Annotated in this window: 16 protein-coding genes; 9 read left to right on the top strand and 7 right to left on the bottom strand. The window is 51.0% G+C overall.

Annotation, left to right across the window (positions count from 1 at the left end; all coding sequences use genetic code 11):
- Positions 1-52 precede the first annotated feature (52 nt).
- Positions 53-1,651, bottom strand: coding sequence for a sulfotransferase (locus A3709_RS09730; protein ID WP_156507651.1), 1,599 nt, complete (start codon positions 1,649-1,651; stop codon positions 53-55).
- A gap of 670 nt (positions 1,652-2,321) precedes the next feature.
- Here A3709_RS09730 and A3709_RS09725 point away from each other — a divergent pair.
- Both A3709_RS09725 and A3709_RS09720 read left to right on the top strand, forming a co-directional pair.
- Positions 2,322-3,308, top strand: a complete 987-nt coding sequence (locus A3709_RS09725; protein WP_066053653.1) for a DMT family transporter — start codon at positions 2,322-2,324, stop codon at positions 3,306-3,308.
- Between the two features lie 361 nt (positions 3,309-3,669).
- Positions 3,670-4,788 (top strand): aromatic ring-hydroxylating dioxygenase subunit alpha, encoded by a 1,119-nt coding sequence (locus tag A3709_RS09720; protein WP_082850032.1) that lies wholly within the window; start codon positions 3,670-3,672, stop codon positions 4,786-4,788.
- Positions 4,789-4,860: 72 nt separating this feature from the next.
- Here A3709_RS09720 and A3709_RS09715 read toward each other — a convergent pair whose 3' ends face one another.
- Both A3709_RS09715 and A3709_RS09710 read right to left on the bottom strand, forming a co-directional pair.
- Positions 4,861-5,073 carry a hypothetical protein gene (locus A3709_RS09715; protein ID WP_066053647.1) on the bottom strand — a complete coding sequence of 71 codons (213 nt, stop codon included), beginning with the start codon at positions 5,071-5,073 and terminating at the stop codon, positions 4,861-4,863.
- Between the two features lie 392 nt (positions 5,074-5,465).
- Positions 5,466-6,041, bottom strand: a complete 576-nt coding sequence (locus tag A3709_RS09710; RefSeq protein ID WP_066053644.1) for a hypothetical protein — start codon at positions 6,039-6,041, stop codon at positions 5,466-5,468.
- A 733-nt stretch (positions 6,042-6,774) separates the two neighbouring features.
- On the opposite strand from A3709_RS09710, the gene A3709_RS09705 reads away from it, so the two are divergent.
- The 3 genes from A3709_RS09705 (at position 6,775) to A3709_RS09690 (ending at position 11,802) form a co-directional block, all read left to right on the top strand.
- On the top strand, positions 6,775-8,394 hold the full coding sequence (locus A3709_RS09705) for a VCBS repeat-containing protein (protein WP_066053641.1): 1,620 nt from the start codon (positions 6,775-6,777) through the stop codon (positions 8,392-8,394).
- A gap of 1,091 nt (positions 8,395-9,485) precedes the next feature.
- Positions 9,486-9,956 (top strand): nitroreductase family deazaflavin-dependent oxidoreductase, encoded by a 471-nt coding sequence (locus tag A3709_RS09695; RefSeq protein WP_066053636.1) that lies wholly within the window; start codon positions 9,486-9,488, stop codon positions 9,954-9,956.
- A 736-nt stretch (positions 9,957-10,692) separates the two neighbouring features.
- Positions 10,693-11,802: a linear amide C-N hydrolase gene (locus tag A3709_RS09690; RefSeq protein WP_066053635.1), complete on the top strand. Its 1,110-nt coding sequence runs from the start codon at positions 10,693-10,695 to the stop codon at positions 11,800-11,802.
- Positions 11,803-12,051: 249 nt separating this feature from the next.
- On the opposite strand, the gene A3709_RS25000 is transcribed toward A3709_RS09690, so the two are convergent.
- From A3709_RS25000 to ubiG, 4 genes are all read right to left on the bottom strand, one after another.
- A complete protein-coding gene (locus A3709_RS25000) occupies positions 12,052-12,588 on the bottom strand; it encodes an isoprenylcysteine carboxylmethyltransferase family protein (RefSeq protein ID WP_369795145.1) in 537 nt (178 codons plus the stop codon).
- A gap of 585 nt (positions 12,589-13,173) precedes the next feature.
- Positions 13,174-14,196 carry a ferrochelatase gene (gene hemH / locus A3709_RS09685; protein WP_066053631.1) on the bottom strand — a complete coding sequence of 341 codons (1,023 nt, stop codon included), beginning with the start codon at positions 14,194-14,196 and terminating at the stop codon, positions 13,174-13,176.
- 448 nt (positions 14,197-14,644) lie between these two features.
- Positions 14,645-16,495 carry an acyl-CoA dehydrogenase C-terminal domain-containing protein gene (locus tag A3709_RS09680; RefSeq protein WP_197484144.1) on the bottom strand — a complete coding sequence of 617 codons (1,851 nt, stop codon included), beginning with the start codon at positions 16,493-16,495 and terminating at the stop codon, positions 14,645-14,647.
- A gap of 30 nt (positions 16,496-16,525) precedes the next feature.
- On the bottom strand, positions 16,526-17,257 hold the full coding sequence (ubiG, locus tag A3709_RS09675; protein WP_197484143.1) for a bifunctional 2-polyprenyl-6-hydroxyphenol methylase/3-demethylubiquinol 3-O-methyltransferase UbiG: 732 nt from the start codon (positions 17,255-17,257) through the stop codon (positions 16,526-16,528).
- Positions 17,258-18,624: 1,367 nt separating this feature from the next.
- Between ubiG and A3709_RS09670 the strand changes: the two genes are divergently transcribed.
- Genes A3709_RS09670 through A3709_RS09655 form a run of 4 tightly spaced genes read left to right on the top strand, consistent with a single transcriptional unit; the run spans position 18,625 to position 22,660 of the window.
- Positions 18,625-19,344: a bacteriorhodopsin-like gene (locus A3709_RS09670; protein ID WP_369795140.1), complete on the top strand. Its 720-nt coding sequence runs from the start codon at positions 18,625-18,627 to the stop codon at positions 19,342-19,344.
- 9 nt (positions 19,345-19,353) lie between these two features.
- Entirely contained in the window at positions 19,354-20,208 is an 855-nt protein-coding gene (locus A3709_RS09665) for a polyprenyl synthetase family protein (protein ID WP_066053621.1), read from the top strand.
- Complete coding sequence (gene crtI, locus A3709_RS09660; protein WP_197484142.1) at positions 20,205-21,719, top strand: phytoene desaturase family protein; 1,515 nt, start codon at positions 20,205-20,207, stop codon at positions 21,717-21,719. The genes A3709_RS09665 and crtI overlap by 4 nt, the downstream gene beginning before the upstream one ends.
- Positions 21,716-22,660: a phytoene/squalene synthase family protein gene (locus tag A3709_RS09655; RefSeq protein ID WP_066053615.1), complete on the top strand. Its 945-nt coding sequence runs from the start codon at positions 21,716-21,718 to the stop codon at positions 22,658-22,660. Before crtI ends, A3709_RS09655 begins: the two co-directional genes overlap by 4 nt.

The following is a 22,660-nucleotide window of genomic DNA, read 5'->3' as shown; positions in this document are numbered from 1 at the left end:
ACGTAGCAGAGCTACCTTAACGCCGCTAGTGCCGCTCATCTTGAATCACGTTTTAACTCGCGGTGCGAGTAATACCTAGCTCCGCTAGCTTGTGTTTAGCAGGCTCGATAATAGAGCCGTACTTCCTCCAGCGCCCGACAGCTGAAGAGTAAACAGGCGTCCGAACTTGAGGCGCGCTGGGTGTGGCTACAGCTCGTTTATTTTCGAAGAAGCGAAGGCAACCAGGCTCCCAATCTAGGCCCAGATAGTCAAACATGGCCCGTGAGTAGGATTCGGAATCTCCAACCAAAAGCTCGTAGTCGATGACAAGCATTCTTTTTCCTAACACTGTCTTCCAGTGATCTACTAATGCCTCGAATGCTGCGACGTAACACGCCGTATCCTCTAGATCGTAGCTGTAGTTGTAATACGAGTAGTCAGTTGAAAAAAGTTGGCGGTAGTTGGATAGCACCGTATCCATTGGATCTCGGCGCAAAAGTATTACTTTTGCCCTTGGCATGAATCGCATGACATATCCAAGCATAAAAACATTCAACGGTGTTTTATCAATGAAGTAGCTAGTACCGGGGGGTATATTTTTGAGCCGGGGGGCGATCGAATGTATGTAAGCGCGCTCTAAGGGAATTTCGCCGCGTGCTGTTGATTCAATGACCTCGGGGGATATGATCTTGCAACCAGTATCACCAGACAGACGTTTTACGGCGGATGGTAAGTCTTGAAGTTCACCTAAGCTGGCAACTTTACTGTGAGCCGTCAGTATCTGTTCGACTAGCGTTGTGCCGGTCCGCGGAAGCCCCACGACAAACAGAGGGGTTTGCAACGGCACCGACGAGGCATCCGCATTCTTTGTCGGCTGTACCGTCGTGAAGCTTTCGATCACGGCATTGAAAAGCGCAGCGTCTTGATCAAACTCGTATTCGAGAGACTCCCTGCGCCGAGTTTTAGCGGCACGAAGTCTTCGCAGCGCCGAAGAATATTCTCCACGAGACTCCTCTATGCGAGACAAAGCATGGGCTAAGTAAAGTTCGTCCCGATCACTAAGCCCCGGCCTTTGGGCCAGCGTTCTCATCGCGCTCTCATAACGATCGCTGACGTCCACTTTTTCCAGTTCAGAAAGCGCCCAATAACTTCTCGCATTGTCAGGCTGCAACTGAGTCACACGCTCGTAATTCTTACGAGCATCATCATGCCTGCCCATAAACTGCATTGAGGCTGCCAGATTGAAAATTACGTCCGGGTCCGCAGGCTTAAGGCCAGCAGCTTGAGTCAACAATTTCAGCGCATTCTCGTGTCTACCCAATCGGGTATAGACCACACCTAGGGTATTCATTGATTGAGGCGATCGGACACCTACGCTGACTGCCATATCGGCGGCATTGCCGGCTTCGGCGTCTTGGTTGGCCGATGAGTGATACCTTGCCTTTTGGGTCAGGTATTCAGGATTCGCATGATCGATCTCAAGAGCCCTATCAACCAACTTCAACGCCGCACCCAGATTTCCTCCCACCTCGGCAGCGACCGACTCGAGAAACCATGCGTCGGCGTAAAGGGGGTTCTCAGCTCGCATCGCTCTGCACAGCGCCACTAGCCGGCGAAAATCTCCTGCGCGCAACAATCTACCAACAGCTCTATCGAAGTCTGTACTATTCATGCTGTCTTGTACCACACCTGCTTTGGCCTGTAACCAGCAACTGAGTCAATTCTAATGAAGAAGCAGTTTATCTTAACGACATAGAATCCTTTGGCTCAGAGTAAAGTGCGTTGCAATAACCTAGAAGAGCCAAAGGGAGGGCTTTTTCGATCGGCGATCAGTCTCGGATGAGTCATGCGGCAACCCAGAACCTCATCAGGCTCGGCAGGATGTAAACGTTTGACCTGCCGATGCGGACTCACACATTTCACAGAAGGAAGTTCAGAATCCAGAACTCACTCCGACAGAACTGCGAATATGATTCCTGTCGATAAGGTGACGGGGCTAACTGAGTAAAAAGCGTTTGTTAGATACCAGTTTCCCGACACGTTTTTCTTGATATTCTCGCCTGAGCTGGACTGCTACGATCTAGGTGAGTAAGACGATAGCAACGTCGAATTTGATGGTTCTTCAGTGAACCTCTTCGGCGTCGCGTATTTACCCCGTGTCCCGATATCTGACATATGAAAAGGCGGGCTAGCTTCCGCAGACATTGTCTCGATGAGTTCCGTTGAACTGGACGGAGACATGGCATTTCTTGGCAAATGCTTTACTTTCTATATTTTCTATAAAATATACATCAGCGCGGGCCACCTGAAGTGGGATACGGAAGCTCACTCCGGAATGTCGAGTGCCGGTATTCTTCTTGATTTTTGACGCGTCGCAGACAGTGCAGATGCACTGTCGTATCAAACCGCACCTAGTTAAAGCAGTGACAAAAAACATGCAATCACCAACAGTACAACACTGGTTTTTTCTCTTACTGCTCAGCCTTGCCTGGGGCTTTGCATTCTACCTCATCGCAGTTGCGCTGCACGCGTTTGCTCCTCTGACTATCGTGAATATCCGTCTCGTCGTGGGCGCGGCCACACTGTACGTCATCATGCGATGGCAAGGGCAACGGCTGCCGCACGAACCGGTTTGGTGGGGGCGGTTCGCGCTACTTTCTCTGCTAGGTAACCTTATCCCCTTTTCGCTCATAACCTGGGCCGAAACTGAGATCAGTAGTTCCCAGGCGGGGTTGCTCATGGCCTTGATGCCTATCAGCACCATGGTTCTCGCCCATTTTTTCGTACACGAAGAAACGCTGACTAGTCGCCGTTTACTCGGCGTAGCGCTAGGATTTTCTGGCGTTGTGATTCTGATAGGCGGCGCACCGCTGCGGGAGGGAAGCGACGGGACCCTGCTGGCACAGATTGCAGTATTACTCGCAACACTCGCCTACGCCAGTAACGCGGTGCAGACCAAACGGTTACCGCCTATTGATTCGCTCGCGGTTGCAACCGGGTCGCTATCGGTCGGCGCTGTCCTCCTCCTGCCTGTTACGCTGTATCTCGAGGCTGAGACCTGGACAGCACCGACGCTGCCTGCGCTCAGTGCAACTTTAGCGCTGGGCGTCGCCTCCACTGGCCTGGCCACCTGGATATACTTCCGCGTCGTGGCAGACTGCGGTCCATCTTTTTTGTCGATCATCAACTACATCATCCCAGCGATCGCTTTCGCGGCCGGGGTGCTATTCCTCGGGGAAAGTGCGCGTCCAAGCCAGTTTCTGGGCCTGCTGTTCGTGTTGGCCGGCATAGCGCTCACCCAAGCGAAGGCTTCGGCAAATAACCGCTGACACAGCATCGCGGGCCACTCTGTGTTCTGTCATTGCGCTAGTCTGGTGCCCGCACCGTGGGATACGCTAGCAACAGCCTACTCAACTGAAAAGAAAAGTGAGATTGTTATCGACACTAGGATGGCAGTGTGAAAATCGACAGCGCCACGGTTGTATGGGCTGCCAATATGACTTCCAAGGCATCATTAACGCGATAGTCCTGCCATAGGTTAGCGAAGCGATGAGACAGCCAAACCCGGACATCCAACCATATGCAATCACATGCAACCACTGTGACAGTATCCCACCCGCGGGCTGGCCATCTGGGGAAATATAGAACAGTATTGCCCCTGCCTGCCATCCAACCAACTGAGGCGCTATCGTGAACCGAGAAACAGCTACCGCTCTCAACCGACGCCTGCTCGCGCATGTAACGAACGGGACCACAGAGCTTGCTGACAGCGAGGCCCGTCTGTCTTGCGATATCTTACTAGACGCCGCTGTCCACGCACTTGAGCGTGACAGACTATTCACCCATACACCACAGCCTGTGGCATTCTCAGGTGAGCTGCCCGAGCCTCTAACATCGCTGGCTATTACTGTACTAGATACGCCGGTGCTGCTTACGCGCAACACAGCAGGACAATTACGAGCCTTCATCAACGCCTGCCGGCACCGCGGCGCGCAGATCAGTCATGGTAGCGGCGCTAACCGCTCACTGGTATGCCCATTTCACGGCTGGGCCTATGATCACGATGGCGCTCTGAAGGGCAGGCCTGGTGATAGTTACTTCTGCACCGACGCAGACCAGCTCAAACTTCAACCACTGCCCGTTTCTGAACAGTGCGGCGTAGTATTTGTGACGCTTCAAACCGGTATGCCTCAGGCCGATCTTGACAACGCGCCGGCCGGGTTGCAGCAAGAGCTGAAATCATACGGTTTCCATGAGTACCGCGCGATCGAAAGACGCGAATTTGAAGTCGCAGCAAACTGGAAACTGGTGACAGATCTGAGCCTCGAGAGCTATCACTTCGCGGCGCTGCATCGCAACAGTGTTGCCAAGCTACTGGAAAGCAACGCGGTGTTTGACGTGATAGGTCGTCATAGTCGCTGGGCCTTCCCCTTGCAAACCATCTCCGAACTGAGTAACACAGAAGAAAGTGCGTGGCCGGGTATACTTCAGGGCTCTTGTACTTACACCCTCTATCCTGGGGTGATGTTTGTGGTCAACGCGCTAGGCGCACAAATGATAAGGGCGGAGCCCGGGAAAGACCCCGGTCACTGTCGTGTAACTTACGCAGGTGTTAGCAAACCCGGGAGCGATCTGGATCAGGCACGGTTAGCTTATGAGTTCGGTGGCGACGTGTTCGAGAATGAGGACTTGGCAATAGCACCCCAATGTCAGCAGGGTATTGCAGCGTCAAGAGCCGATCTTATTATCGGGCGTAACGAACCATTACTGCAATTTTGGCACGAGCAGTGGCAGGCAGCGATCGAATAGCGCGGNATGAACAAGTGCGGTAATCACGAAAAAAACCCGCCAGCAAAAGCGATATCGCAGTTGTTAAAGGCACTACCATTCGGTCAAATACCAATAAACACCTAATGAAATCCCAAGAGCCATTATGCCGCCAACTAGAGAAAGGCTCATAGGCGCGTCATACACCCAGCATGCAATAGCCGCGGCCCCGGTGCCGATCGAAAATATGGATAGCATTTGAGCAAATTTAGTTAAGAATATTTTCGCTGCTTCTTTTAAAAAATCAATAATTTGCTCAATAATCACGAAAACACTCCATCGGCTGTTCCGACTGGTAGTCGTCAAGCCCTAAGTATAAGCTAGACCTCTTCCTTCGCCCAGGTAACACTGGTCCATCTGGATCTCATCCAGCCGCCGATCACCCTCGGCGATTTCTATAACGGGCCCTTCAATGCTTACATAGGCGATCAGATTTGTGTTTTCTGTAAACAGAAGCCAACGCGCGTATCGACCGCCAGTACTCGACTTCTACGCGATTCAGGTTTTGTCTCAAACTAAAGATCACTATCCGGTTCATCTCAACACCAAACAGGCACGGCCCGTGGCTCGCTGTTTTGCTCATTCAGCGCCAGTACGGCGATGCGGTGCTCTGCTAAGTATGCTTCTCGCCTCTCGCGCGTCATACTGCCCATTGGACATTACTCCCGGTCGGTGGTGGCGATCAGCGATTTCCATCGTGCCTGCAGGCCTTCAGCGGCTGCCTTCGTCCACCCCTGTTGCCATGCATATTGTGCTGTTCTGATCCCTAGCCAATACCCACCGTAAGCCACGAACAGAAACTCCCAGGGTCCGCGGTTGTCTTGCAGCCAATAAGCGGGCCAGGCGATCGCCAGCCCGAAATTGATCAGCGAGTCGATGAACAGTTGCAGAACAACATGAAAAACCGCACCGGCTTCAAAGCTGAATAACAGTTCGCTCATGCTGCTGATGAAAGTTTGAACGTCAGGCCACTCGAGCAACAGCCAGGTGTAAAAGGCCACTAGGCCGTAAAATCCTCCCCCGAACTGAAACCACTTATCCATGACAGGATTCATTCGACGTCGACGCTTTCTATCCTTTTGGTGTTCGCCCAGAGCCGCAATACTTTCTTGCATCTCACTAACACTGTCGCCCGATAGCCACCCGCGGTATATTGCCCATGACACCATACCGAAAGAAAGCACGAGCATTGGTATGCCGCCTTTTAAAACTGCATATGAAGCATCACCTAACATTAGATGTTCCAATTCTTAAAACGACACCGAGATTAGCATAAATCGTGGGCAGAACTGTCGCCGGATTCCGCAGATATTTTCCAGCTGAGGTATACGCGGTTCAGCCGGGTGTTTGATCGCATTGCTCTATCAGTTACGCCGCAATAGATCTACATATGGATTCTGACCGTTAGTAACCGGGCAATGTGGCTGCGCTCGCTTTTACACTGCCAGAACTTAGCTGATGGGGTATACACCCTACCTTATGCCAGTCATCCTGATTATCGCTGATGTCTGTCAGTTTTGCCTTGGCTACGATCATTGTGCTGTAAAGAGAAACGTCCGTAAATTGACAAAAATCTTTATCTGAAGGCTCAACCCGCCAGATTTACTTGAATAGCAAGCACGGGTTCGGATCTTCTTTTTAAATAGCGCCGGCTTGATCTCTCGTTTCTGGTTCCTGAGATTCTCTCAAACACTGAGTAGCCAATTCGGGAACTTCAAGGTCCATACAAGAGCCGTGTTTTCACTTCTCTGAACGCTACAGGATAGCTTGATCTAAAATTTATATCAGATCTGACAGTAAAATCTAATGCGTATAGCCAAGACACCTCCGTACTCATATGCCGGCATTAAGTATGAACGAGCAGCGATCTGTGGAGACACGTGGAATCGCGGTTGTAAGGTCTGGCGTACGCATATAACCTGTTCGTAGATTCTTAGAAAATGAAGCTATCTTGGGGTTGCAAGAACTATGTTTCGCAGTGTTTTCATTTTCAGCGTATTGCTGCTCTTTCTGAGTGGTTGCAGAGTTGTCGTTAGCGTGCCCGAGGGAGGGGCGGTGATTTCACAATCGGGTAGTTATGACTGTGGAGAATTGAACAGTTGTATTGTAGAGGTGAACGACGTTTTCTTCGATGAAACCTTCGCAGCGCAACCCCGGGATGGCTTTACATTCACGGGTTGGAAGAAACGTGATCGGGGTTTTTTTGGAGGTAGTGACGCAGTCGATGTAAGGCTTTTTACATCAGGTTTCGGTGAGAATGAGACTTTAATGCGTATTTTAGGGAGTGATGAGACCTTCTACTTGGAGCCAACCTTTGAGAGAGACTTCAATCCGGCAAGTTTCGCCCTGGTGGACACTGGGGTAAGGTTGATCTCGTCGAAGTCCTGGCGTGATAGTCCGCTGTTCTCAAACGTTGATCCAGCAGTGATGGACGTAGACCAAGATGGCTTTCCAGATATTGTTGACAACGGTCCATTATACTACCTCGGATCAGAAAATGACGGTTTCGTGAACAGACAGGTTCCTTTTTACTGGTTACGCAATAACGGTGGAGACGGCACCTTCTCCGAGGGTGATCCAGACTTGATCCCTCAATCGGCTGTCCTTGTTCACACTCGTCATATTGAGATTGCTGACTTCAATCAGGACGGTTTGGATGACATGGTGGCCGTAGGTCATGGTTTCGATGTGCCACCGTATGAAATGGAGCGCAACTTGATACTGCAAAGCACTCCCGGTCAGCCTTTGAGTGAGACGGAGAGTGATAATCCAGACTTCACATACGCTGGGTTCAGTCATGCTCTAGATGTCGGTGATATAAGCGGAGATGGTGCACCTGACATCGTCTGGGTGGATTTGTTCAATGAACTAGGAGGACTTGAGGAGGAATTCCGTATCCTTATTAACGACGGTCTTGGCAACTTCGCTCGAGATACATCTGCTATCCAGCTTAACCAAGCCACGGGGAAGCTAGATGTTGCGTTGGCAGATCTCGATGGCGATGAGGCTGAAGAACTTATATTCGGCAGTTGGAATGAGGATGGTCAGAATCAAGTATTTTGGAATAATGGTTCTGGGAAGTTTGATGCCGACGTTACGGTCTTACCAAAGTTGGTCGTTGACGGCGCCGAGCAGTACGATACGCTTGCCATAGCCACAACCGATTTAAACTTTGACGGACTGGCCGATCTAATACTTTCAGTATCACGAACATATGATGGCGGGCACCTACAATTTCTGATCAATAATGGTGACAGAACTTTCACGGATAGAACCGACACTTATGGAGTAGACGAGTCGTATACAGGCCCACCAGTCTGGCTATACGTGGCTGATTTCAACGGCGATGGTCGTGACGATATACTGACCGACGCCCAATTTATGTGGCTACGAACAAGCGGCGATGCCTTTGAAAAGTACGTTATCCCAGGATTGAAATCTGGTGACGTCGGTGGGGGCACGTGGCCGGTTGACTACGATTTGGATGGAGACCTTGACATTGTCTCACGTGAGTTCCTTACCTACGATGAATATGGAGCATCATCCTCACCTACTTGGCGGATAATAGAGAATAAATTGGTCGATTAAGCGGCGGCGTAAGTGTCGCGTAGGTCATGGAGCGATCACGTTTGCGTCGTAAAAAGAGTTTCGGTGTGGAAAAATTGGATTACCGATCGAGTTGCAGCCCAAAGCTTGTTTCTGTATGGCGTCTATGCGTATCGCGACAATAGGCCACCCCGAGTTCAACGCGTCAAGGTACCCAACCAAGGCGAATTGGAGAAGTTGGTTCAGCTGATCAACGAGCGAATCGACCACCGCCTCGAACGTCAGGGCTTGCTAGAGCACAGTACCAGCGCTTGACTGTAGCTCGTCCCCAACGAGCACACCGATGCCATGACCTGGGCCCAGCGACTCAAATGAGTATTCAACATAGATATCGAAGTCTGGATCCGCTGTGGCGGATCTGCCGGAATCATCGCGCGTATCGAAGACCAAGACGTCATCGATAGAATTCTGGATTATCTTATTAGGAGGGAACACAACACCACAGCCCGCCACACGAGGCACACCCATCAGCGCAATACCTAGGAGATCGGCACTTTTCGTTGGGAGTTATTCCAGCTCTCAGTCAGCAGTGACGGCTAGCTCTACAAGAACCGTCGTCCACCATTTCAGACTCGACGGCCATTTCCTGGACGATCAGTTACTATCGATATCCCACTCAAGCTTTCTATACTTATAGAATCGCCAGCAACCATCCAAAGGCTTAGTAGCCCAGTGTAAACGGCGCCAAAGATAACGTTTCTGCACATCCTATTTCCCCGGTTACTCATCGTGTGAAAAAGTATACGATTCAAATGACATCGAAATGTGCACAGACCTCCCGGTCCTCAAAAAGGTTCACCGCCTCCCCGGGGGCTCCGCAAGCATTGCACAGCGCATGAGACAAGACCGTTTACCTCTGTGATTGGGCTAACCTTCATAATTATCTGTGGTTTGATGACTGCGATGTCGACGCTAAACAGTATGCTGGAGACGCCGAATGAGCACCCTCGCGCCTTCGTCCGCTTTTTGCCTGCCCCCAAGCAAATCGTAGAGAATCACAGGGGATTTCATGATGCCTAATCCGGCTATGCAGCCGATCCGTAGATTAAATTACATTCACCAGGATACTTATCATGGAACTAATCCGCTCCGACCTGTTGAAAAACGCCCTGGCTTCAGACATCGTCGTTTCGGTTTTGAAGAGGACGGTTCCCCCAACTGACAAGGCGTTGCTGCGACTTACCAGGGGATGGTTAAACACGGGCCTGCAATCAGTAGTCCTACTCGACACCACCGGCGCTCGTTCCGGTCAGTTGCGCACCATTGCAACACTGTGCATGCCAATGGGTCGCGACCTTGTATTGGTGGGATCGAACTGGGGTCAGGAGCGCGACCCGGCCTGGGTCCACAATCTGCGCGCCAACCACAAGTGCTACGCGACTTTTCGGGGTTATGTTGGTCCGATGAACGCCCGTGAGTTAAAAGGTGCGGAACGGGCGGCTATCTGGAAACACCTCGTACGCTTTAACCCGCAGTACGCTCGCTACCAGAAGGCGACAACCCGCCGTCTTCCAGTGCTTGTCCTGGAAAGGGACGAAGATTAACCACCGCACTCGTTACCATTGCCTAGTTCCGGACAAATCTCATGCTACACAGCCGCAAGAATCGCAAACCCTGTCTCGCCAGTTTCCAGGTTACACGCAACGCGTAGCCCCAAAATCCAACTAGACCTACGCCAAATCCCGCGCGAGAGGAATATTTATCGGGTATGCGGCCTAAAACAGCGTCTGCCCTATTTTGGAGCGAAACTGTGTGCTCTAGCGGTGCTTGTAGTTTCGGGGCTTTTGTTTGCATAATTGAACAGAGAGAGCAGTAAAATTTAAGACAGCGGTATGAGCGACAACAGCCCTGGCTTCAGTAATAGGATCAAAGAGGGCCGCTCTCAGAATTGCCGGGTGAAACCCCACAAGGGCATCATGAAGCCCAAGAATGCCTATTTGCTCTCCACATAGCCAGGCACCGATCAGTTCGCCGTACCGCCATTTTCAGACCTCCTCGAGCCTAAACTAGTAAAAATAGGTCTCTCATGAGCAACTGCCGATTAAGCACTGGATCAACAGTCGATAGGCACGCAGGGGCTACCTAAGCATAGTCGCCGTAGTAGCTAGAAGGCGATTAGATTTGATTCAAAAGATCGATCTTCTCGATTTATTTGATCTAATCTCAGGCCAAAGCCTGAGAATTGAGCTAATGTTTTAACAAAACTTATAGAGATCCTTTCTAGACCGGTGCTTTGCGCAGAACCAAGGCTGGACGGATTGAATCAAAGAGAGAACAACGATGCTTTTTATTTCGAAACGTAACTACGGGAAAACTTTGGCTCTTGTCATTATCGCATTGATTCTTGGCAGCCAAGCAGCGCTGGCATGTACGGGCATCATCTTACGCTCAAACGATGGTGCAACTGTTCCAGCACGGACCATGGAATTTGCCTTCGATATAGAATCTAACCTACTCGCTATTCCGGCTGGCACAGAAATCGACACCTTAGTCCTGGACAGAGACAAAACCGGCTTCACATTCAAGGCGAAATACGGCTTCCTTGGTGCAAACGGCCTCGACAAGCCGATCGTATTCGACGGAATGAATACACAGGGACTTTACTATGGTGCTTTCTATTTCGCTGGCGAGGCTGAATTTGGAACCGTTAGCGAAGAGAATCGCGACCGTGCCGTTTCTTCTGAGGAAATGGGCAATTGGATTCTCGGCCAATTTGCCACGGTCGACGAGGTAGTTGCCGCGTTGCCTTCCATCGAAGTGGTTGGTACTTACGTTGAAGAGATAGGTGGCCGAGTTCCGTTTCACTATGCAGTTACAGATCGGACAGGCGCAGCAGTTGTGATCGAATATACTAAAGATGGACTAAAAGTACACCAGAACACTGTAAACGCTGTGACCAACAACCCGACCTATGATTGGCATCTTACGAACCTAAGTAATTATGTAGGGCTCCAACCACGCAACGTGAAAGCGATAGAGGTAGGCTCAGAGATCATTTCGCCTTTTGGGCAGGGCAGCGGTATGCTCGGACTGCCAGGTGACATGACGTCGCCGACGCGGTTTGTGCGGGCGGTGGCTTTTGCAAACAGTTCACTTCCATCTGAAACAGTAGATGAGGCCATTTTCAAGGCGTTTCATATCCTCAATGTTTTCGACATTCCCAAAGGTGCCATCCGTGAAGCAGATGAAGATGTGCCATTCACTGATTACACACTGTGGACGTCGGCAGCTGATACATTGAATGCCATTTATTATTACAAAACATACGTAACTCAAGCAGTTGAATCGGTAAATGTAACGGCCGTGATCGACGCAATTACCGAACCCACAGTTGTCGAAATGGAGAGCGGATTTCAAGTACGTGACCGAACCCGCGACTTCAGCAATTAGTCGCTGGAACATGAAGGATGCGAGCTCACTAGCGAATCTCCTGTGAACTCTCTATATAGTGGCTCGGTGCCTGTAAGAGGACTTTATAGGCAATAGGATATGGGCTGATGCGAAAAGGCGCTAGATTGCAGGATAGTGTGGTAGCTACACCGAGAAGTGGAAATTTTATAGAACTATTGCAGTATTCTTGAGGCGTCGAATACGCGAGCCACTAAGAGTCATCCTATCGTTGTGAGTAATTTCAGCATCCTATAGCCATCGTGGCACATGGGTGGCATAGATATAATACTCATTTGGAAAAATGCGCTTTAGATGTTTTTCCTCTGCATGGGCCTGACGAAAAAGGGTCCACACTCCAAAGCATAAACATATTAGACTGAAGGCTGAGGGGAGAGCGAAGAAGAATCCTGTTTGCGCAAGCCCAATAGACAAGAACATTGGGTTTCTGGAGATTCCGTACCAGCCATGTGTAATTATTTTATCTGGACCGTTTGGATCTATGCCTGAGCGCCATTGATCTCCGTAGTTACAATGAATTCGAACCGTTATGACAAACCCAATTGTAAGCATTATACAGCCACTGATAAGCAATATTGGCTGGTAGAGAAACTCAAACACAATCAGGTGCTCATCAACGGAAAAGTACACAGCACGAGATACACAAATCAGCCAAATGATGACTCTGAATACTCTGAAGAAGAAATGATTCCACCATGTACGACAGAAACGATCTCCAGGAAAAATGATGTCTCTTGATGTTCTTCGTTTAAGTCTTAGCACCCTCATTATATAAAAAAGTGCAACAGCACTAAAAAAAAACGCCAGATAGTAGCGAGTAATCAGAGAAGCCAGATCTGAAGAGTCCATGGTCATTCAATTTTTGCTGTTGTTTGTGTCAGCTTACCTAAATCTGTTTCAAGGTGCATGGTGGATTTTGGCGGCGCACAACGCAACTATAGTAGCAATGCAGCTGGACCATAACGACACTATGGTTATTCGTAACAGCTCTCTCACCTTGCCGCACTAAACCAGTATCTCCTATGTAAAGTAGACTAAGGAGCTTTCGCCAACATGTGGATTCGCCCTTATCCTTAAGAAGACTCAAAAACTGCTAGTTTTCAGAGAACCACCCTCAAAACTGCGGCGCTGTTGTACTGCCCAACCTCTCATAGTTACCATCTGACTAACTTAACGCTCGCCATAAGCCACTGAAGGAGCTCGAACGGTAGCAAACCAACACGAGCTTTACCTGCCGTCTGTCGGACAAGCGCATAGATCTGGAGGCACAAAACAAGAATGTGTATCTATAAGTGACTAAAGAGTTATGGATAAAACAGCCCCTTAACAGGAGCAGAAGCAAACAGACGACGCTTACATCTTCTGACGCACTATTTCTTCGAGACCATCCAGAAAACGGGGGTGGTCGTTACAACTCGGAACAAGTTGCACCGTTTTACCGCCGTGTTCAGTGAGTATTTCCTGATATTCATCTCCAATTTCAATCACGGTCTCTAGACAGTCCGCCACGAATGCTGGACTGAACACCAGTATCTTTTGTGAGCCTTTTTGGGCTAGCTCTCTTACGACTTCATCAGAGAAAGGTGTAAGCCATTCCTTATCGAGGCGTGATTGAAAACAAACTGTATATTGCTCGGGAGTAAGCCTAAGTTTTCTAGCGAGCTCCCTCGTAGTGGCGTAACTGGTTGCTTTGTAGCAAAGTGCGTTTGTGCCATTGATCTCATCTTCACAGAATTGATCCCTACAAAGCTGATCCCCCGGATAGACCTTGTCAACATGACGCTCCGGCAAGCCATGATATGAGAATAAAATGTGGTCATAGTCTGCCAGATTGAAATCACTCGCTCTTGCAACAATAGAATCGATGTAGCCTTCGTTGTCCCAAAATTGATTGATGATTGACATCTGAGGAATAGCCCACCACTCACTTATCAAGTTTGTAGCTAACGCTATCGCTGAACCACTTGATGCACTGGCATATTGAGGAAACAGCGGTAAAATAATGATGTGTTCGTAGTTTTTTTCCTTCATCGCCTCGGTAACAGTGCGCAGGGAGGGATTCTGATAGCGCATTGCCATGTAGACATCTACCTCGCCTTGAAGCCGCTTCTGAAGCTGGTCCTGTACGTTGGTAGTATGGGACAGGAGAGGAGATGAGCCTCCACTCTTTTGCCAAAGCTCCTGATATATCTCGGCGGATTTGGGCGCTCTAAACGGCACGATAACGCCGTTGACCAAAATTTTTCTTGCTAGCCATGGCAAGTCTATAACACGCGGGTCGTTAAGAAACTCTCGTAAATAGCGCCTGACATCTTTCGTTGATGGACTGTCAGGCGTCCCAAGTTGAATTAAAAGTAAGGCTGTTTTCTGGGTCATGTGTACTCTGGAATATTGGATCGTGTTGCAAGTTTTGTATTGATTTTAGTAGTGCGAGACTATCATTTTTAGATATTTTGATAGCCTGGGTCTGAAACTGTCTTATAGCCGCACCGTGCTGCAGAGTGTTTTATAGACGAAACTACTCTCTGTATTCTAGTTTAAATGATGTGGCCGCCCTGACGTAGGCATACCGCTTTTGGCATGCGTAAGCATCCCGATGCAGTCTATTCGCAGGGCAAACAACCGGGAAGCTCTCACTCGATCGTTACGGCCCGGAAGAATAGGGTTTGGGATGCCAGTGATTTGCCGCTCGAACACTCGACCCGGATCTCACTCACGCCAGCGCAAGTCCTATTTTGCCCGGTGCTACCCCACATCGGATTTACTATGCAGTTTGATAAAGCCTTCTAGCGCTTTTAAGGGAGCCTGCAGATCCATCAATGGCTCACGCCGCCCAGTAGTCTTCCTTAAGACCCATCATGCCCCCTTCGCCGCTGAGGATATCCGTAAGCAATCCCTCTGTCTCTGGCAACACCTTGTCGTAGTAGAACTGTGCGCTGAGCACCTTACCATTCATGAGCGCCTGGGTGCCCTCCCCCATAGCGGATTTTCTACTCGCGACCGCGGACATACGTGACCACAAATAAGCGATCACGGTGAGAGCCATCAGCCTTAGGTACGGTGTCGCTACTGCGCCTGCCTGGTCAGGATCTACCGCGCCATTTGTAGCGATCCAAGAAGTCGCTTCCTGCAACCTGTTAAGCGCTGCACGTAACTCTTTGGCATGAGGTACTTCTTCATCCTCGGTGATAAAATTCTCAATAAGTGCAAACAGAGCGCTGATCGCCCGACCACCGGCCAAGCCAAGCTTTCGGCCCACGAGGTCCATGGCTTGTATGCCATTGGTACCCTCGTAAATTTTAGTGATTCTTGCATCGCGGACCAACTGCTCCAGCGGCCAGTCGCTGGTGTATCCGGCCCCGCCTAAAACCTGCAATCCCAGATTAGCATTAGTAAATCCCTCGTCAGTCAGGAACGCCTTAACGACTGGAGTCAGCAGCTGGACCATATCGTCTGCGACCTGCCGACTTTCTTGGTTAGGGTGTGAAACAGAGATATCCAATTGATGTCCAGTGAACAGGGCAAGTGCGCGCATGCCTTCATTCACAACTTTCTGCCGGACTAACATGCGTCGCACGTCAGGGTGAACGATGATAGGGTCGGCGGGGCTTTCAGGGTTCTCAGCCCCTCTCAGCGCTCGCCCCTGCAAGCGATCTAGCGCAAATCCCAAACTTTCCTGGAAAGCCATTTCGGAGATCCCAAGGCCCTGCATTCCCACCATCAACCGCGCCTCGTTCATCATCGTAAACATGGCTCGCAACCCATCATTTGGCGCTCCGACCAGCCACCCTGTCGCACCCTCAAAATTCATTACACATGTGGCGGACCCCTTGATCCCCATCTTGTGCTCAAGACCACCACAATAGACGCCATTGCGCTCTCCGTTTTCTAGAAACTTCGGGACAACGAACAGTGAAATACCCTTACTCGTGTCGGGCGCGCCGGGAAGCTTAGCCAAGACAAGATGTACGATATTACTGGTAAGGTCGTGTTCGCCGCCAGTGATCCATATCTTACTGCCTTCTAAACTGTAGCTCCCATTATCTCTGGGGGTCGCCCGCGTGCGAATCATGCCAAGATCTGAACCGCATTGCGGCTCAGTCAGACACATCGTGCCTGTCCACTCTCCACTCACTAACTTCTCCAGATAGATGCTTTTCAGTTCATCGGAACCATGCGCGAACAGCGCGCTGATCGCCCCATGGGTAAGTCCTGCGTACATGCCAAATGCCATATTCGATGAACACACCATCTCATCTACAATAAATTTCAACACGTGCGGCAACCCTTGCCCACCATACTCAACGGGTGCATCCAGCGATGTCCATCCCGCTTCGACAAAGCTCGTATATGCATTCTTGAAGGTTTCTGGCGTGGTGACATCGTGAGTCTCTGGATCAAGGGTACATCCTTGGATATCGCCGGCCTGGTTTGTAGGCTGTATGACGTCGGCAGAAAATTTGCCCATCTCTGACAGGATGGCGCCTATTAAATCGGGTGTAGCTTCAGCATATTTGTCGTGATGTTGTAGTTGTTCTACGCCGAGAACGTCGAACAATAAAAACAAGAAGTCGTTGAGGGGGGCTTCATAGCGCATGCTGCGGATACCTCTGCTGTAGGTATCATTGCTACGCGCCAATCGTTGGCGCAGTTCAGGAAAACCAGCGAATGTCACGCTCTTGTCCAATACCTAGGGAAGGCTGAATTACCCGCTATGACGCATTGCCGCGACCATATAATTAACGCCAGTGAAGCTGCCTATCTTGACCTCTCGAGTAACCGGATTAACAAATACGCCGCACCTTTCAACAATCGACATATCTCCCCCAGCTAACATCGCTGCGGTTTCCTCTGGCGTAACGAATTTGCGCCACTGATGGGTACCCTTAGGTAACCAGCCTAAAATATACTCAGCCCCGACGATAGCAACCAACCACGACAATAGATTCCGGTTTATCGTTGCGACGAAGTGCAAACCCCCGCGCGCCGTGAGCGAACAGCACTTAGCCATAAAATCGGGCAACGCTTCCACGTGCTCAACTACCTCCATGTTGAGCACAACATCGAACGGTTCCGCATCGATGTCTTCTATCGCAGCACACCGATAATCGATGTCTAATCCGCTCAATCGAGCGTGAGATCGAGCTATGTCGATATTGCGCTCGGCCGGGTCGACCGCCGTGACACTTGCACCGAGCTTAGCCATGGATTCAGACAGAAGTCCTGCCCCGCAGCCGATGTCCAGCAGCTTGAGACCTGCCAGCGGTCTGTCTATGTTTGCTCCCGGGCGTAATTTCGTCCGTATAGTATGCTCGACAAATGGAGTGCGTGCGTCGTTCAGTCGGTGCAGGGGCCACATCGGACCCGTTGGATCCCACCACGTGTGCGCTAGCTGATTGTAGCGTTTAATCTCTTCACTATTGACGGTTCTGCTCAACTTGATCCCTCCCGTTAGCACGGCGCTTTAAGACACATGACACTGCGTTTGAATACGCATCTACCGGAGCGACAGATGATCTTGGCGGGACAATGCGACTTTACGTTACAAACATCTAGTCATCATTTGGGGTTTGTTTTGAGCTTTCCGGCTGGCTACTACTAAGGATGGCATCCACCGGTTGGTGGGTGGCCAGCTTTTTGGATACGGTATTTCTATTTCGCACCCTGGCTACGACGGGCCGTTATTTGTTCCTTACTGCGTTGGCGGTATTTTGTCAGTGCTCAACGATATCAAGTAATACATCTCGGAGCTTGGTACTTAGTTCACCTGGGAGCTATTGAGGAGTGCTTGCAGAATCTCGCCGATACTGCGTTGGTTACCATGGGTTAAAGAGAGCTAACACTAACAATTGCACGTCGTCACAACCCCCTGGACAGATCGCGGTCTGATTTGAGATGCACTTCAGAACTTCCGTGTCTGTCGTTTGGGCTGATCAGCACAATGCATCTTTCAGCGCATCACCAAGGTCTACAGTTTAATCTCCTCACGGCGATTCAGGACCTGCCGTCAGCGACCATACTGTCTGTCAGCTGGCGTCAGATTTTTGAGTATTTCAGGGTAACGCCTGCGTTAGCACTAATTTATACACTCGCCGATATGTTGCAGGCAATTTCCCAAGGCGAAAGTGCCGCTTTCTCCAGCGCCAGGTCTACAATGGCGCCCTGTTCCTCCTCAAGCAGTTTATTCTAGGCTGACCGTGGACTAAATTTACGAGCCTCAGGCACATCAATACCCACGGCCCCGCAGTGTTTCAACTAGGCCTAGAATGCAGCTCAGTGCGGATACACGCGAAGCAGTGTGTGTTTGACCGACAGGCTGGACTGATCCGACAGACGGATAATTCCATATTTCTCTGTGGCCAATTCTCACGCATACCGCCCCCGTCCCCGGTCACGCTTTTCTAGCAAACGGTTTTCCACGAGTGCCTAGGTCACGAGCTCTTCGACGACAGCAGATTCTGCGCAAAGATCCTTGACGTCGTTGGGCGCGGCTTCCCCTGCAAATCCGCGGCTAGACGCTTCTCACCTACGTCTAGAGTCAAAGATAGAGACGGGAATAAGACAAACAAACCATCCAGACATACGCGAAATGATTGGAATAACTCGACAAGACATAAACACGGGATCGATAAGCTTGAGGTCATCTGTCAACTCAGCCCCGTCGACATGAGGAAAATTAGGCTTTTTTCGCCGCAGAAAAAGCTTCGGCCTGGATTTATGGTCAAAATTTGTACAATTCTGATCTCCAGCATCGTCGCAAAGCGTACCGACAACACAAGTGTCAAACACCTAAAGGGGTGCGATATGGAAAAGATGTTAATGTTAAACCCGTCCGATTACGTGGGCGTCAGCTTTTGGATTATCTCGGCAGCGATGGTCGCAGCTACTTTCTTCTTCTGGGTCGAACGCGATAGAGCTTCCGGCAAGTGGAAAACATCACTCACAGTCGCAGCGATGGTCACAGGGATCGCCGCAATTCACTATTTCTACATGCGGGAAGTGTGGGTCATGACCGGCGAGAGTCCAACCGTGTTCAGATATGTGGACTGGTTGCTCACTGTTCCTCTTCAGATCGTCGAGTTTTATCTCATCCTTGCTGCAATTGCGGTCGTAAGGAGTGCGCTTTTCTGGAAGCTTCTGATCGCATCCGTCATCATGCTGGTAGCGGGGTACCTAGGTGAGGTGAACTCCAACAACATCAATATGCTGTGGGGCCTATTTGTCCTTGGAACTGCTGCCTGGCTGTACATCATTTACGAGATTTTCGCAGGCGAAGCCAGCAAGATTAGCGCTGCGGAAGGCACTATCGCATCCCAAAAAGCATTCAACGCCCTCAGACTGATCGTGACCTTTGGCTGGGCGATTTACCCGCTCGGTTATGTCTGGGGGTATGGCGCCGGTGGTAATGCAGACACACTGAACCTGATTTACAACTTGGCGGACTTTGTCAACAAGATTGCCTTCGGTGTCGTGATTTGGGCTGCTGCAACAGCAGCAGATGCCGACGAAGAAGCCAGTGCCTGAGTTGGCGTCATGAGCAAGGGCACTCGCAGGAAGTTGCTCTCGAAGGTCGAAGCTAAGATGGTATCGGCCTTCGGCTCATCTTCCGAGACTTTGGGGCGCGCTGCGCTCCATCATTTAGAGGGCGGAGGCTCGAGAGTTCGGGCCAGGCTGGCGGTTGACGCCGGAGTCGCCTTAAACCTAGATGAAGCCACCATTACAGCGATCGCAGCCAGCAGCGAATTGGTTCACAATGCGTCTTTGATACACGACGATATACAGGACGGAGAGCAGCTGCGGCGGGATAGGCCCGCCGTGTGGAATAAGTTTGGGATGGACGTTGCCATTTGTGTTGGCGACGCTATGTTGAGCAACGCAGCGACAATGCTTGCGCTTACCAGGACACCAGTGCTGCCGGAACTTTTACTAACTTTTAATCGCTGTGTCCTCGAAACTATTCATGGGCAGTGTCAGGACCTCGAGGTCGTTTCGAATGCCGGTCTGTCATTTAGCGGCTACTCACGAATCGCAACCGCCAAGTCGGCCCCGCTCCTTGCATTGCCGCTAGAACTTAGCTTAATTACAGCCGCTCGGGATGACTGGTTGATGTTAGCGAGAGAGGCAGCCACCAATTTTGCGCTTGCATATCAAATCAGCGACGACATTGAGGATCAGTTACGGGACGCCGCACAGGGCTCCCCTAACGCGGTGGCCGTATTGCAGAATGTTGATGGCGTTGTGGACCCAGTCGCAATGGCTACCAGAGTTGCCGACGAGGCATGGGCAGCTGCCGCATGTCAGGCATCTGCCTTGCCGGATGGAGCTGGTGAAACAATGGCAGAGATGGCCCGGCGTCGTTTGTCATCGGCACTGGAGCGAGTAGCGTGACCAGTACAACTGCCGTTGTCATCGGTGCAGGGTTCGGCGGCATCGCTGCTGCGCTGCGGCTCCGCGCGAAGGGCTACAATGTTACGGTCGTAGATCGTTGCTCAAAAGTTGGTGGCCGCGCGCAGGTTTTTGAGCGCGATGGCTACCGCCACGATGCGGGCCCTACTGTTATCACGGCTCCTTTTTTGTTCGAAGAACTGTTCGAGTTGTTTGGTAAACGTATCCAAGACTACGTCACCATCAAACCATTGGACACCTGGTACCGATTTTACTTCCCAGACGGGATACAGTTTGACTACGGCGGCTCTATAGAGGACACGCTCGCACAGATTGAGCAGATAGAGCCGGCTGATAAGCAGGGTTACCTCGATCTGCTGGATGCCTCAAGGGCCATATATCAACTGGGATTTGAGCAACTCGCGCACCAGCCCTTTCACCGTCTGAGCGAGCTATGCGTTCAGGCGCCTGCGATGTTGAAGCTCGGTAGCTATCGCTCCGTCTGGGACTTGGTCAGTCGGCACTTAAAATCAGAGCGGTTACGCCAGGCTTTTTCGATACAGCCGCTTCTGGTTGGGGGTAATCCGTTCCAGACCACCAGCATATACAATCTCATTCATTTTCTTGAGCGGGCTCACGGCATCCATTTTGCCATGGGCGGGACGGGAGCTTTGACGGATGCGCTGGGCAGACTGATGGCAGAAGAGGACATCACCATTCGCCTGGGAGAGACCGTGGAATCTGTCTGCGTCGAAAATGGCCGTGCGAAAGGCGTGCACACAGAGCATGGTTTTACCGCTGCAGATGTAGTCATATCCAACGTAGATCCCGCTCACCTGTATGACAATATGCTGGAGCGCAAGGATAGCTGCTTAAGTGCACGGATCAAAACCCGATATGCCCGCAAGAGCATGGGTCTATTCGTACTTTACTTTGGAACGAACAGGCTATACCCCGACGTGGCTCACCATACCATCTGGCTCGGAAGCCGCTATAAGGAGTTGTTGACCGATATTTTTACTCACAAGATTTTAGCTGACGACTTTTCTATTTACCTTCACCGTCCGACCGCGACTGATCCATCTTTTGCACCAGAGGGGCACGAAAGCTTCTACGCGCTAGTCCCGGTTCCTAATCTGGAGGGCAGCGTGGCCTGGGATATTGAGGGACCTCGTTTGCGAGACCGTATCGTCGAAGCACTGGGATCGACACTACTGCCTGGTCTCAAGGAGAGCATACGCAGCGATTTCTTTATGACTCCGGAGAACTTCCAGCAGGATTATCTTAGCCCCGACGGGGCCGGCTTCTCAATTGCCCCTACTTTTTATCAATCTGCTTGGTTCCGATACCACAACAAAGCAGAAGGCCCCAATGGCCTCTATCTCGTAGGCGCTGGTACTCACCCCGGAGCCGGCCTTCCCGGTGTATTGTGTTCTGCCAAAGTACTCGAAGTGTTAGTGCCCCGAGCAGCTGGCGTCGACGCGCGGTCCAAGTCTAACTTGGCATTGGCATGAGCGCTCCGGTCTCCGCCGCGGCTGGTGAAAGTCCAGAAGCGGTGCTCAGAAGGCACGGGAAAACGTTTCATTTCGCCCAACATTTCCTAGGTAAGCGACATGCTAACCGAGCCGCTCGACTCTACAGATTCTGTCGCTACGTCGACGACCTCGCCGATGAGCCGCCGAACCGATCACGCGCAGATAAGGAGCTATCTGTCCTTAGTGTCGTCCTCGATAGGGGCGGAATCACGGGGGACCCAATTGCAGACGACTTTATAGGATTGTGCCAGGAAACCAGAATGGACCGGCAGCTGGGCGTATTGCTGATTGCTGGTGTACGAAGCGACCTGGGGGATGTTGCGATTGCCGATGAGCACGGTCTGCTGCGTTACGCATATCACGTGGCAGGCGTGGTAGGGCTGATGATGTGCAAGGTCCTAGACGTAGAAACTGATCAAGCTCACCCGTTCGCCATAGATCTTGGCATAGCGATGCAGCTTACAAACATTGCTCGCGATATATCCGAGGATGCGAAGATGGGTCGGCGCTACTTGCCTGCAAGCTGGATTGATGCGTCGAGCCTGGACTACCTGGTGGAGCCAGAGCCGTCCACCCAAGATGATCTGCGGGCCGCCAATAAGCGACTGCTTTCTGTAGCAGAAACCTACTACGATAGCGCCGCTAGTGGCATGGCCTACTTGCCACTTCGCGCGCGATTTACCATCTACCTAGCATCTACTCTCTATCGGCGCATCGGATCTGCTCTGGCTGCCCGCGACTACGCATATTGGCTCGAGCGCGCCTCTCTGTCCACTCCGGAAAAGGTGCAGCACGGCTTTGGTGCTGCCCTGCGTTTTTTGTCAACACCACAGCTACACCGAGCAGGAGCTTCACATCGAGCAGCATTGCACGAAGCGCTTATCGGCCTGCCCGGCGTCAACGCACTATCCGGCGGTTAG

The sequence above is a fragment of the Halioglobus sp. HI00S01 genome (assembly GCF_001635445.1).
Classification (GTDB): Bacteria; Pseudomonadota; Gammaproteobacteria; order Pseudomonadales; family Halieaceae; genus Halioglobus; species Halioglobus japonicus.
Note: the sequence above shows the minus strand (reverse complement) of the source record. Positions and strands in the feature narration are given on the sequence as shown.

Excerpts from the sequence above, each read along its gene's own strand:
- A3709_RS09730 (WP_156507651.1), bottom strand. The coding sequence starts at position 1,651 with ATGAATAGTACAGACTTCGATAGAGCTGTTGGTAGATTGTTGCGCGCA.
- A3709_RS09710 (WP_066053644.1), bottom strand. The coding sequence starts at position 6,041 with ATGTTAGGTGATGCTTCATATGCAGTTTTAAAAGGCGGCATACCAATG.
- A3709_RS09705 (WP_066053641.1), top strand. The coding sequence starts at position 6,775 with ATGTTTCGCAGTGTTTTCATTTTCAGCGTATTGCTGCTCTTTCTGAGT.
- A3709_RS09695 (WP_066053636.1), top strand. The coding sequence starts at position 9,486 with ATGGAACTAATCCGCTCCGACCTGTTGAAAAACGCCCTGGCTTCAGAC.
- A3709_RS09690 (WP_066053635.1), top strand. The coding sequence starts at position 10,693 with ATGCTTTTTATTTCGAAACGTAACTACGGGAAAACTTTGGCTCTTGTC.
- A3709_RS25000 (WP_369795145.1), bottom strand. The coding sequence starts at position 12,588 with ATGAGGGTGCTAAGACTTAAACGAAGAACATCAAGAGACATCATTTTT.
- hemH (WP_066053631.1), bottom strand. The coding sequence starts at position 14,196 with ATGACCCAGAAAACAGCCTTACTTTTAATTCAACTTGGGACGCCTGAC.
- A3709_RS09670 (WP_369795140.1), top strand. The coding sequence starts at position 18,625 with ATGGAAAAGATGTTAATGTTAAACCCGTCCGATTACGTGGGCGTCAGC.
- A3709_RS09665 (WP_066053621.1), top strand. The coding sequence starts at position 19,354 with ATGAGCAAGGGCACTCGCAGGAAGTTGCTCTCGAAGGTCGAAGCTAAG.
- A3709_RS09655 (WP_066053615.1), top strand. The coding sequence starts at position 21,716 with ATGAGCGCTCCGGTCTCCGCCGCGGCTGGTGAAAGTCCAGAAGCGGTG.